This window comes from uncultured Kriegella sp. (assembly GCF_963975415.1).
Taxonomy (GTDB): domain Bacteria; phylum Bacteroidota; class Bacteroidia; order Flavobacteriales; family Flavobacteriaceae; genus Kriegella.
Genome location: NZ_CAXBGN010000012.1, coordinates 39,291 through 51,602, shown reverse-complemented (window position 1 = coordinate 51,602; position 12,312 = coordinate 39,291). Strand labels below are relative to the sequence as shown.

The following is a 12,312-nucleotide window of genomic DNA, read 5'->3' as shown; positions in this document are numbered from 1 at the left end:
TCTCGTATTTCGAAGGACCATAAAAGATTACGATGATTAAGATTCACTTAAAAAAAGATTATAAAAGGTTCAATAGGCTCGTAATCCTCTTTTTACTTGCTCTTTGTATAAGCTGTAAAAAGCAATACCAAACGGAAGAAAGCAAAACAGCTAAGCCCAATATTCTTTTTATAATGGCCGATGACCATGCGATTCAGGCTATCAGCGCCTTTGGGCACCCCATAAGCCAATTGGCTCCAACGCCCAACATTGACCGATTGGCCCGAAACGGGGCTTTGTTTTCCAACAGTTTTGTCACCAATTCGATTTGTGGCCCTAGCAGGGCCGTGATACTAACAGGAAAACACAGTCATATCAATGGTTTTCGTCAAAATGGCGATCGCTTTAACGGAAGCCAACCGACACTACCTAAGATGTTACAACAAGCCGGTTACCAGACGGCCGTAGTCGGCAAATGGCATCTTCACGGATACCCGGAAGGTTTTGACTACTGGAAAATAATCGTAGATCAAGGCAATTATTACAATCCTGATTTTATAGAAAATGGAGATACGACCAGGATTGAAGGCTATGCCACGGATATTATTACCAATGATGCGCTCAGCTGGCTGCAAACCCAAAGAAATGACACACTTCCTTTTTTTATGATGGTACACCACAAGGCGCCTCATCGAAACTGGATGTCTGCTTTGCGACACCTCAATCGCTACGATTCTATTCAATTTCCGTTACCGGAAAGCTATTTTCCCAATTTCGAGAACCAAAAAGCAGCTGAAGAACAGTTACAAACTATTTACAAAGACATGTATGAGGGCCATGACCTGAAAATGACTACCGAATTCGGAAGCACGGAACTGGCTCATAATCCTTGGAAAACTGATTTCGAACGGATGACACCGAGCCAACGCCAACAATGGGATGAGGCTTATTTGCAGAAAAACAATGCCTTTCATAAAGCCGATCTACATGACAAGGAGTTGGCGGAATGGAAAGGGCAGCGGTACCTTCAAGATTATATGGCCACTATTGCTGCCATCGACGAAGGCGTTGGCCGAATACTCGATTATTTGGAAGAAAAAGGTCTTGCTGAAAATACCTTGGTGGTCTATACCTCAGACCAAGGTTTCTATTTAGGGGAAAAGGGCTGGTTCGATAAACGATTTATGTACGATGAATCGTTTGGCACTCCTCTATTGATGCAGTTACCGGGCGTCATAGAACCCGAAAGTAAAATCAAGGCCATGGTACAAAATCTTGATTTTGCTCCAACTTTTCTAGATTTTGCAGGCGTACCCGAATTGGGCGCCGAAATGCAGGGTGAGTCTTTTAAAGGATTGTTGGACAAGACCGTTAGCGAAGATGATTTTAGGGATGTGGTATACTATCATTATTACGATTACCCTGCTTTTCACATGGTGAAAAAACATTATGGTATACGCACAGAACGGTATAAATTAATGCACTTCTACGACGACATCGATACTTGGGAATTTTATAATCTAAAAAAAGATCCCAAGGAATTGAACAATGCCATCGACGATACTTCCTATAAAGAGGTGATTGGCCAAATGCATCAAAAACTCGACAGTGTTCAAAAAAAGTACAAGGTAGGCTCCAAAGAATTCGAAAAGGCATCCGAAGAAAAAATTCAGAACGCCTATAGACAGTTTGAGCGTTTAAGAGGCGAACCTATGCCATGATATCGCGCCGTAAAGATTACTGAGAAGATCATCACCTAACCCTAAATAGTACGGAAAGCCTGTCGGAATATAAAAACATTAGGAAAAAGTGAATTATTATTTGAGAGTCCGCCCTCTGAGCATACTACGAATACTTATCGCCCAACGTCACGGTTCAACTCCTATCCAATTGATAATGAGAAGTTGGAAAGTGAGTGTTTATGCCTTAATTAATTGTTTAGCGACTCTGATTAATTTTTGTACTTTGTAAGCGCTAATTTTAAAAGTAAGCATGATGTCAAAACAGTACTTAAAATATGTAATGGTTCTTGCCGTAGGTCTAGGTTTTATGACTTTAGTTTCAGGTCAAGAATCTAGCAATGCAAATGATGAAGGTTGGGTTTCTTTATTCAATGGAGAAAACCTTGACGGTTGGAAAGTAGGTGAAAATGCCGATACGTTCTCTGTCGAAAACGGATACATTAAAGTTGCGGGACCAAGGGCACATCTCTATTATATGGGTACGGTAGAAAACCATAACTTTAACAACTTCGAGTTTAAGGCCCAGGTGATGACGAAACCGAGTGCAAACTCGGGCATTTACATACATACAACGTATAAAGATGGAGGTTGGCCAGACCAAGGCTATGAGGTGCAGGTCAATAATTCGCAAGGCGATTGGAGACGTACTGGAAGCTTGTACAACATCGTTGACGTAAAGGAACAGTACGTTCCCGATAATGAATGGTATACAGAATATGTTAAAGTGGAAGGCAAACGCATCATTATCAAAATCAACGATATTGTCGTAGTAGATTATACAGAGCCTGAAAATGCAAAACGTGATGACGGTCAAAAAAACCGTTTGCTGTCAAGTGGCACGTTTGCCTTGCAAGGTCATGATCCAGGTAGTGTTATCTTTTATAAAGACATTATGGTAAAGCCATTGCCTTGATCGTCTAGACATATAGCTAAACCTAGACAGGCATTTGCAATATGAAATAGATAAAAATGGTAAATGAGTTTCATGTACCATTTTTATTTTTGGTTGAAGCAGATTTTACTGCCTTTGTAACTTCATCGGCCGAATCACGTCTTAGAAACGTTACCAATTGGTAAAGGATCCATCATTTCTCCATAATCGGGGAATTTCCACAGGTTTGAATTTCTGTTTCGAGGCATAATCTTCATCAAATTCAACGCCAAGTCCAGGGGTGTCTAAAACCCGATATCTGGGACCTTCCAATTTTGGGCGTAAAGGATAAAAATTGGGTGCGTCGGTACCCATGTATTGAGCCGGGGTATTCATTTCCTCCAACCAGCTAAAATTAGGACATGCCGCAGCCAAATGGATAGTTGCCGCCGTACATATAGGACCCAATGGATTATGCGGCATTAAATCGATATAATGTGCCTCGGCCAACCCGGCCACTTTCATGGCCTCGGTAAAACCTCCAACATTACAGATGTCTATACGGGCATATTGGGTCAGGTTTCGTTCTAAAAAGGGCAAAAATTGCCACTTACTGGAAAATTCTTCCCCTATGGCAAACGGCACATCGACCATTTTACGCAGGCTTTCATACGCATCGGGATTTTCGTCCCTTATGGGCTCTTCGATATAATCAATTGTGCCGGGAGGCATTCGTTTTACAAACGAGTACGTTTCTGCTGCGCTAAGCCTAGTATGATAATCGATTCCGATAGTTATTGTCGAACCTACTTCTCTTCTAAGTTCTGTAAGCCATTCGGCAATAACTGAAATAGATTCCCTGGCATTAAAAAGTTCCTTATTCTCCGTGGCTTCAAATTCAGCGGGGGCAAGACGCAACATCTTCCACCCTTCTTTGACACACGTTTTTGAGTAAGCCAGCAATTCTTCTTTGGTTCTAAACCTTACGGAAGCAAAGCATTCCACAAAATCGCGTTGCCTTCCGCCCAATAATTCATAAACGGGAACACCCAAGGCTTTCCCTTTGATATCGTAAAGGGCAATATCGATTGCGGAAATGGCAGCGGTCAATACGCGTCCTCCTTCAAAATATTGTCCTCTATAGAGTTCTTGCCAAATAGCCCCAATCTGGCGGGCATCCTTTCCAATCAAAAAACCTTTAAAATGTTCGATTGCACCAACCACGGCCAGTTCCCTTCCAGAAAGCCCTGATGCGCCCCAACCGTAAATACCGGATTCCGTTTCGACCTTGACGACCAATTGACTGCCAGACCCTACATTGATAGGATACGTTTTTATGTCTGAAATTTTCATTGATTATAATTTTACAAAAAATTACACGTCTTATTAGTTCCGTAAATTATCAAAACTTAGGCACAATGCGCTCTACTTTTCCGACAATGAACGTATAGGAAATAAAACCTAAGAGGGCAATACCGCCAATAAAGAAGAGGGCGGGACTGAAATCGCCGTCCTCAACCAAATAACCAATAGCCACCGGAACAACAACACCGGCAAGTCCTCCAATAAAATTAAATGCACCTCCCGTAAGTCCGATCATCTTTTTCGGTGCCATTAACGAAATAAAGACCCACGCAATGCTTGCCAGGCCATTCCCGAAAAAAGCGACCGCTAAAAATAGAATTATAAAGAATGTACTATCGGTATAGTTGGCCCCGATAATACAGGTAGAGAGTAACATGCCAATAATTATGGGAGCCTTTCTTGCTATTTCAACAGAATATTTCTTTTTAATCAGAAAATCAGAGGTGAAACCCGACAATAATACCCCAACAAAAGCCGCCAAAAACGGAATGGATGCTAAAAATCCCGATTTAAGAAAATCCAGTCCCCTAAATTCGACCAAATAGGTAGGGAACCAAGTGAGAAAAAAAATAGTGGTTGCTCCCAAACAAAACTGACCGATGTACAAGCCCCAAAGTTTTCGATACATAAAGGCTTGTTTAAAATCTTGCCATTTAAACTTTTGATTTTTTTCAGATGTGCTTTTCTTATCAAAAAGGCCTCCTCCCTTTTCAATATATTCCAGTTCGCTAGCACTTACCTTTTTGTGGTCATTGGGGTCGCGATAGAACAAATACCAAATACCCGCCCAAACCAAGCCTATTATTCCTGAAATAATAAAAAGACCTCTCCAGCCCATATAGTTTTGTATTGCTACCAAAGTGGGAGTCAGAAAAGCCAGCCCTAAAAATTGTCCCGAGGTATAAATGGCAATAGCCGATGCTCTTTCGTTTTCGGGAAACCAACGGGTAACGACAAGATTGTTAATGGGATACGAAGGTGCTTCGAAAACACCAATACTTGCACGAAGGCCGATCAATGCTGCAAACGAATTTACAAAACCTTGAATCAGCGTGGCTATCGACCAAAGCGCCATAATAATTGTATATAATATTCGGGTGGGGAACTTATCGGCAACAATGCCGCCTGGAATCTGCAAACAAGCGTAGGTCCAAGCGAAGGCAGAAAAAATATACCCCATTTGTATATTGCTAAGTGCAAGGTCTTCCTTCATGGCGAAGGCCGCCACCGAAATATTACTACGATCCAAATAATTGATGACCACGGTAATAAAAACCATGGCCAAGATAGCGTATCTCTTTTTGGAAGTTGAATTCCCAATCGCCTTCAAGTTAGTCATTATATGTTTTTAAATATTGAAATCGTTAAGCTATTGGTTTGCTATAAAAAACATTATTTTTTGAATAAAGGTATGGTTAGCCCAAACCATTGGCATAGGCGACGATTATAATACCTGCAATCATGCAACCAAGCCCGCTATATAACATATTTCTGGCTTTAGGCGATGCACTCACCCACTCTTGGGTGATGATGCCACTCACGATTGCCGTTGCCACTGAAGCCGTGTTAAAAATGGCATAGCCAACAGTATTACCCGATGCACCTAGTTTAAAGGCGGCATACGCAAAAAGTGCCGATGCTGCGTAGTGGAAAACGGCCATAATCAAAATAAGAGATAAATTTTTGCCAAAAGCTGGCGTTTTGAAGTCGCCCCAAGCCTTTTTGGTGTTCAATTGCCATATAAAATAGGCTGTCATCACAATACCCCCGCTAATAAAAATAGGAAACATTACGGCAATGGCCGTAATCCAATCGGCATTGCCCTGAGCAATACTGGCCTCGTGCAAATAAGGTCTACCCGCGGCATTGGCATAGCTAAATCCTGTAGCCAACAATCCCCCAACGATGGCAATTACAATACCTGTGGTCATCGAACCTTTGGTCGAACTTCCTTCGACCTTCCCCTGTTTTGCCTCATCTTTTTCACGGAGGAGTCCGGCCTTACCATTTAAGATGACACCTAAAAGTACCACCAAAATACCTACGAGAATAAAAGTCAATGCGTTGGAAGGCGGCACCCCATCTTCAATAAATGGCAACAGGGAACCCACTAGAATAATCGTGCCTATAAATATGGAAAAACCCAAAGACAGCCCGATATGGTTAATGGCTTTACTCCACATCATAACCCCTATTCCCCAGAGAAAGCTTGTGAGTCCCATTTTTATCCAAATATCCATTGGCATATTGCCGAAAATTTCACCAAAGCCCTGAATCAAGCTTACCGAAGCAATAATTGGCACAACGAACATGGTCAATAGAAAAAAGAGACTCCATGTATTTTCATATTTAAACCCTTTTGTGAATTTTTCGGGAAGGGCATAAAGGCCCAACATCAATCCGGCGAAAATCGCCCATAATACTCCTTCGGTCATAATTTGAATATTTAATTTGGGCTCGCATTTTTTAAGAATGCAAAACCCGTTTGATTACCAATTGAATTTAAAAATCGTCGTACTGTCGTAAGATTCCCCGACTTTCAGTATGCTTTTAGGTGCTTCGGGAATATTAGGTCCGTTCGGATAGCGATGTGTCTCGCAACAAAACCCACGGTATTTTCCGTATTGGAGTCCCGATTCACGTTTTAGTTCATCAGAAGTATATTTCCCGGTATAAAAAAGCATCCCGGGCTCTGTAGTAAAAACCTCCATTGAACGTCCGCTTAACTTTTCATTGATCTCTGCCACTTTATCCAGCTTGAATCCTTTATCCTCAAAAAGATAAAAATGTTCGAATCCATCGCCCATGGCCTCATGTACTTCTTTTATGGATTTAGGGGAACGTAAATCATCGACTTGACCGACAACAGAAGTATTCTCACCTGTTGCAGCGCCGGTTTCGTCCCAAATTTGTTTGGTCTTGGCCCTAACCGTTATCGTATGATCTTCAATACTATTCTTAAATCCGGATAAATTAAAATAGGTGTGATTTGTAATCGTAAAAGGCGTGTCTTGGTCGCTAATCGCCTGATACTCTATTTTAAGTTCGTTCTCATTCGTCAATGTAAAGGTTACCAGTACCGTAACGTTTCCGGGAAAACCTTCTTCCAAATGTTTACTTTGAAGTTCCATCTGGAGCTTTGCCGATTCCAAAGAAAAAGCTTTTACAGTCCAAATCTTCTTATCAAAGCCTACCTTGCCCCCATGCAGATTATTGTTCCCCACTATTTTGGCCAATTCATAATTCTTTCCGTTCATAGAAAATTTGGCGTCCTTTATCTGTGAACAATACCGCCCTACCGTTCCTCCGAAATAGGGTGCGTTGGATTTATATGCCTCTGAAAAATAGCTCTCGAACGTATCAAAACCACAAACAATTTCTTCCGCTTTCCCCTCCTTTTTCGGTAATAGAATAGAAGTAATTGTGGCACCATAATCGGAGATTTTTACGGAAAGCCCGTTATCGTTCTCTAGTACAAAAAGGTGTACCATCGTACCGTTGAGCTCACCAAAATCGGTCTGTGTCGTTTTCATTGTTTTGTATCGTATGTTTTACCTGAACTTTTATTTGGACTGAAATGGCGATAGTTTCTCCCAATCAAATTCTACACCTACTCCCGGAATATCGGGCGCAACTGCCCTATGGTCTTCAACTACCAAAGGTCGCTTGGTGTATTGGTCGATCGGAAAACTATGCACTTCCAACCAACCCGAATTGGACTGCGCCGACACCAAACTTACATGCAACTCTTGCATACCATGCGAACAGGCCGGAATATGATGGTTATTGGCCAATCTTGCGGCGGCCAACCATCCTGTAATGCCACCACAATTGGAAGCATCGGGCTGAACAAAAGATAGTTTTGCTTGATTCATGGCATATTCGAATTCATGGATGGTATGCAGGTTTTCTCCCATTGCCAACGGAAAATTCGTAGCATCCGAAATCTGGGCAAAGCCTTTGTAATTATCAGGAATAATGGGCTCTTCGAACCATGTGATATCGTATTGCCTAAATTTTTCAATGGCCTCAATAGCCTTCTCCACAGTCATTGAATAATTGGCATCGACCATAAAAGTCACATCAGGACCAATAAATTCACGAACGGCTTTAATGCGTTCGATATCTTCGGCCAGATTTTCGCGTCCTATTTTTATTTTGACCGCATTGAATCCAGCGGACAAATAGTCCTCCATATTCTTTAAAAGTTTGGGGATAGGAAACTGCAAATCGATACCGCCACAGTACGCCTTACACGTATTTCCTGCTCCTCCGACCATTTGCCAAAGTGGTTTTTCGGCTTTCTTACATTTGATGTCCCACAGGGCAATATCTATCGTAGATACGGCAAAGGAAACTATTCCGCCACGCCCCACATAGTGCATGTGCCATTCCATAAAATCATAGATGGCATCTATATCGGAACCCTCTTTCCCTATCAATGCCGGTGAAATATCAAAATCTATCATGGCCTTTATGGCATGGCCGCCTTTTCCGCCGGTATAGGTGTAACCGGTTCCCTCACTACCATCACCCAGGGTAATGGTCGTAGTCACTAGTTCAAAATGGGTATGGTCGCCGTGTTTGGCATCGTTCATCACCTCAGGAAGTGGCACCCTGAACAGTTTGCAATCAACCGATTTAATACGAGTATCCATCTATGCTTTATGTCTGATGTAAAAAGTCTTTTTCTCCATGTACTGCTCAAAGCCGTACTTGCCATCTTCACCGCCCGAACCACTCAGTTTATAACCATTGTGGAAGCCTTGATGTTGTTCACCGTGACCACGATTTACATAAATCTCCCCGTATTCGAGCTCGTCATTGCATTTCATTATGGTGTTCATGTCGTTTGTAAAGACCATGGCTGCTAGTCCGTATTCGCAATCATTGGCGTAACCGATAACTTCTTCAAAAGTCTTAAATTTCAATACGGGTAAAATAGGACCGAAAGACTCTTCGTGAACGATGGTCATATTTTGGGTCACGTTAGTCAATACCGTTGGCTCGAACCAATATCCTTTTTCAAAACCGTTACCTTCAGGGCGTTTACCACCTGTAGCCAAGGTCGCCCCTTCTTCAAGACTAACCGCAACCAAATGCTCCATATGCTTTAATTCAGAAGCATTTACTTTGGGGCCCATATCGGTATCTTCCAGCATCGGGTCACCCACTTTCAAAGCCTTTGTTTTTGCAATAAAACGCTCCATAAAAGCATCATAAATGGTCTCATGAACGTACATGCGCTCGTTACAGGTACACACTTGCCCGCAATTATCAAAGCGGGAATGCAAGGCTGCGTCAACGGCCGCATCAATATCTGCATCGGCAAAAACAATAAAAGGAGCCTTTCCGCCAAGCTCGAGCTGCACATGGGTAAGGTTCTGAGCCGCATTTCTAGCTATTTGTTGACCAACGGGCGTCGACCCTGTCATGGTTACCATTTTGGTAATAGTATTCTCGACCAAAGCATTGCCCATCGCCCTTCCTGGACCTGTTATAATATTGATGACGCCATCAGGGATACCCACTTTTTGAGCCAAATTACCCAACTCTAAAGTAGCCAATGGTGTTTCGGAAGTTGGTTTTATAACAATGGTGTTACCCGCAACTAATGCCGGACCTAATTTTCGCCCTGCCAAAGCCAAGGGAAAATTCCAAGCGGTAATTGCGACAACAACACCCCGCGGAATTTTTTGAATCCATATTTGCTCGTTCGAATTATCGGAAGGGACGATATCGCCTTCAATTCTTCTAGCACCTTCACAGGCGTATTCAATAAAAGAAGCCGTTACTGCAACTTCCCCTTTGGCCACCTTTAATAATTTACCTTGTTCTTTCACCAACAATTCGGCCAGATAATCTGTGTTCGCCTTTATTTCATTGGCTAGTTTATATAACATCTCGGCGCGCGTACGCGGTGGTAATTTTTTCCATTCTTTTTGTGCCCTTTCGGCAGCTTCCAAAGCTTGGTTTGCCTCCGCCGCTGTGCCGTTCTGTACTCGTGCCACTATTTCTTCGGTAGTCGGGTTTACAATATCAATGGTCTCGCCCGAGTTCGAAGTCACCCATTTACCCCCAATAAATAATTGGTATTCCTTAATTGCTGACATACTTTTGATTATTTGTGTTTTCTATATGTATCCATTCTTTTGGCCGCGAGGCCCTCAAATCTTCTTTCCAATTGCCAAAGGGGCCGTTCTAACGTGAGTTCCCAATCGAAAAGCTTTTGGTATAATTCACGTACTTTATCAGGATGTTCCGAAGCCAAATCGTTCACCTCAGAAATGTCATCCTTAATATTATAGAGTTCGGCCGGGCGATCTGGAAAACGCACGAGTTTCCAATCATTAAATCGTATGGCTCCCCTATTCTCCTTCTTCCAGTATAAAATTTCATGAGGTTTCCCGTTATTTTTTCCTTGTAAAAATGGCATAAGGTCAACTCCATCCAAACCTTCCACAGTATTAACATTTCCGCCAGCAGCGGTAACGAACGTGGGCAAAAGGTCGAGTGTGCTAATGGGATGGTCGTAAACTATATTCGGTGTGATTTTTCCGGGCCAAGACATCAAAAACGGAACGCGAATACCTCCTTCCAAATGATTGGCTTTGGTGCCACTCAATGGGTCATTTAATGATTCGTTCGAATCTGACGGACCACCATTATCGTTAGTAAAGACAATAAGTGTATTCCTGTCGATCCCCAACTCTTCTATCCGATCCAAAACTTTGCCACAAGCCCTATCCATCGCAATTGCCATCGCCGCCAGCGTCTTTCTTTTACCGGTAAGTCCTTCTACCTTCTCTAAATCTTCCGGAGTGGCCTCCATAGGAGTGTGAACCGCGTTAAAAGCCAAATAGATAAAAAACGGATTGTTCTTATTTCGCTCCATGAACGCGATGGCCTCATCTGCCAGCTCGTCGGTCAGATACCCCTCATGTTCTTGAAAGTTTCCGAAACCTCGTTCTAGTTTATCCTCTTGTCGTGTAAGTTTGTTTTCTGAATCGTAAGACATATAACTTCTGGCACCTCCCCTAAAACCATAAAATTCGTCAAAACCTCTTTTGGTAGGATGAAAACGGTCGGCATTACCTTGATGCCACTTTCCAAAAAGCGCAGTCTTATACCCCTGTTCTTTTAAGTAATCGGCCACGGTTTTTTGATCAAGAGGAAGCCCCATGTCGTCACCGGCCAGCCCACTTTTGCTCATCAGACCAGGTACATTATTCTCTTCAAAACCGAACTTTTGTTGATATTTTCCAGTAAGAAGCCCTGCCCTTGACGGCCCGCATACGGCTGCCGAAACATAGGCTTGGGTAAAACGAACACTGTTTTTTGCCAATTTGTCCAATTCTGGAGTCTTGAACTCTTTACTTCCTTGAAATCCGAAATCTGCATAACCTGCATCATCCGAAAGGATAAAAACAATGTTCGGTCGGTCTTGCGCCGAGCTATGGAATAGTATAGCGAACAAGGCAAAGAGTAAGAGCACCAGTCTTGGCTTTTTCATTTTCTTTTTGATTGTCTTTTGGAATTTTATTCTTTTGGGATAATTATCTTCCCATCCATCCGCCGTCTACCAGCATGGTCGTTCCGTTCATATATGCCGCTGCATCGGAACACAGGAAAACCACCGGGCCTGCAAAATCTTCCGGTTTGCCCCAGCGACCAGCGGGGATTCTTGAAAGAATCGAAGCGGATCGCTCTGGGTCGTTACGCAAAGCTTCGGTATTATCGGTACTGATATAACCTGGTGCGATTGCGTTTACGTTGACACCTTTGGATGCCCATTCATTGGCAAATGCCATGGTCATTTGGCCAATAGCGCCCTTGCTCGCTGCGTAACCCGGCACGGTAATGCCACCTTGAAAAGTAAGCAGTGATGCCGTAAAAACGATTTTTCCCTCTCCACGATTAACCATCTCTTTACCAATTTCCCGGGTCAAAACAAATTGCGCCGTTTGATTTACTTCAATAACCTTGTCCCAATATTCATCGGAATGTTCGACCGCAGGGGCACGAAGAATAGTACCTGCATTGTTTAACAAAATATCAATAGTCGGGAAGTCATCTTTAACTATATTGATGAATTCGTACAGCGATTCGCGATTGCTAAAATCACAAGCATACGCCTTAAACTTTCTGCCGAGAGCAGTTACTTCCTGTTCTACCATGCTACCATGCTTTTCTAAAGTAGCACTGACGCCTATGATGTCAGCACCAGCTTCGGCAAGCCCAACAGCCATGGCTTTACCAATACCACGTTTACAACCAGTGACAAGGGCCGTTTTTCCCTTCAGATTGAATTTGTTTAATACGCTCATTGTATTTGATTTATAAATTTCTATTTTA

Annotated in this window: 10 protein-coding genes; 2 read left to right on the top strand and 8 right to left on the bottom strand. The window is 42.6% G+C overall.

The annotated features are described in order from the left end of the window. The first annotated feature begins 32 nt into the window (after nucleotides 1-32). Nucleotides 33-1,700, top strand: coding sequence for a sulfatase (locus tag AACZ88_RS20045; RefSeq protein WP_339714360.1), 1,668 nt, complete (start codon nucleotides 33-35; stop codon nucleotides 1,698-1,700). 271 nt (nucleotides 1,701-1,971) lie between these two features. Further along, the gene (locus AACZ88_RS20040) at nucleotides 1,972-2,634 is read left to right on the top strand and encodes a DUF1080 domain-containing protein (protein ID WP_339714358.1); all 663 of its coding nucleotides are present in this window, start codon (nucleotides 1,972-1,974) and stop codon (nucleotides 2,632-2,634) included. A 150-nt stretch (nucleotides 2,635-2,784) separates the two neighbouring features. Here the strand turns inward: AACZ88_RS20040 and AACZ88_RS20035 are convergent, their stop codons facing one another. The 8 genes from AACZ88_RS20035 to AACZ88_RS20000 all read right to left on the bottom strand — a co-directional run bounded on the left by AACZ88_RS20035 (nucleotide 2,785) and on the right by AACZ88_RS20000 (nucleotide 12,284). Then, on the bottom strand, nucleotides 2,785-3,945 hold the full coding sequence (locus tag AACZ88_RS20035) for a mandelate racemase/muconate lactonizing enzyme family protein (protein ID WP_339714355.1): 1,161 nt from the start codon (nucleotides 3,943-3,945) through the stop codon (nucleotides 2,785-2,787). A 49-nt stretch (nucleotides 3,946-3,994) separates the two neighbouring features. Further along, the gene (locus AACZ88_RS20030) at nucleotides 3,995-5,296 is read right to left on the bottom strand and encodes an MFS transporter (protein WP_339714352.1); all 1,302 of its coding nucleotides are present in this window, start codon (nucleotides 5,294-5,296) and stop codon (nucleotides 3,995-3,997) included. Nucleotides 5,297-5,372: 76 nt separating this feature from the next. Next, nucleotides 5,373-6,392: an L-rhamnose/proton symporter RhaT gene (locus AACZ88_RS20025; RefSeq protein WP_339714349.1), complete on the bottom strand. Its 1,020-nt coding sequence runs from the start codon at nucleotides 6,390-6,392 to the stop codon at nucleotides 5,373-5,375. Nucleotides 6,393-6,446: 54 nt separating this feature from the next. Further along, a complete protein-coding gene (locus AACZ88_RS20020; protein WP_339714346.1) occupies nucleotides 6,447-7,490 on the bottom strand; it encodes an aldose epimerase family protein in 1,044 nt (347 codons plus the stop codon). A gap of 30 nt (nucleotides 7,491-7,520) precedes the next feature. After that, nucleotides 7,521-8,615, bottom strand: a complete 1,095-nt coding sequence (locus AACZ88_RS20015) for a mandelate racemase/muconate lactonizing enzyme family protein (RefSeq protein ID WP_339714343.1) — start codon at nucleotides 8,613-8,615, stop codon at nucleotides 7,521-7,523. Then, nucleotides 8,616-10,070, bottom strand: coding sequence for an aldehyde dehydrogenase (gene aldA, locus AACZ88_RS20010; protein WP_339714341.1), 1,455 nt, complete (start codon nucleotides 10,068-10,070; stop codon nucleotides 8,616-8,618). It abuts the gene before it with no gap. A gap of 8 nt (nucleotides 10,071-10,078) precedes the next feature. Beyond that, the gene (locus AACZ88_RS20005; protein WP_339714338.1) at nucleotides 10,079-11,470 is read right to left on the bottom strand and encodes a sulfatase; all 1,392 of its coding nucleotides are present in this window, start codon (nucleotides 11,468-11,470) and stop codon (nucleotides 10,079-10,081) included. 43 nt (nucleotides 11,471-11,513) lie between these two features. Further along, nucleotides 11,514-12,284 carry an SDR family oxidoreductase gene (locus tag AACZ88_RS20000; RefSeq protein WP_339714335.1) on the bottom strand — a complete coding sequence of 257 codons (771 nt, stop codon included), beginning with the start codon at nucleotides 12,282-12,284 and terminating at the stop codon, nucleotides 11,514-11,516. Nucleotides 12,285-12,312: the final 28 nt, after the last annotated feature.

Bases quoted from the DNA above. Each gene is read 5' to 3' on its own strand.
- AACZ88_RS20045 (WP_339714360.1), top strand. From the start codon at position 33: ATGATTAAGATTCACTTAAAAAAAGATTATAAAAGGTTCAATAGGCTC.
- AACZ88_RS20040 (WP_339714358.1), top strand. From the start codon at position 1,972: ATGATGTCAAAACAGTACTTAAAATATGTAATGGTTCTTGCCGTAGGT.
- AACZ88_RS20025 (WP_339714349.1), bottom strand. From the start codon at position 6,392: ATGACCGAAGGAGTATTATGGGCGATTTTCGCCGGATTGATGTTGGGC.
- AACZ88_RS20030 (WP_339714352.1), bottom strand. From the start codon at position 5,296: ATGACTAACTTGAAGGCGATTGGGAATTCAACTTCCAAAAAGAGATAC.
- AACZ88_RS20015 (WP_339714343.1), bottom strand. From the start codon at position 8,615: ATGGATACTCGTATTAAATCGGTTGATTGCAAACTGTTCAGGGTGCCA.
- AACZ88_RS20005 (WP_339714338.1), bottom strand. From the start codon at position 11,470: ATGAAAAAGCCAAGACTGGTGCTCTTACTCTTTGCCTTGTTCGCTATA.
- AACZ88_RS20035 (WP_339714355.1), bottom strand. From the start codon at position 3,945: ATGAAAATTTCAGACATAAAAACGTATCCTATCAATGTAGGGTCTGGC.
- AACZ88_RS20020 (WP_339714346.1), bottom strand. From the start codon at position 7,490: ATGAAAACGACACAGACCGATTTTGGTGAGCTCAACGGTACGATGGTA.
- aldA (WP_339714341.1), bottom strand. From the start codon at position 10,070: ATGTCAGCAATTAAGGAATACCAATTATTTATTGGGGGTAAATGGGTG.
- AACZ88_RS20000 (WP_339714335.1), bottom strand. From the start codon at position 12,284: ATGAGCGTATTAAACAAATTCAATCTGAAGGGAAAAACGGCCCTTGTC.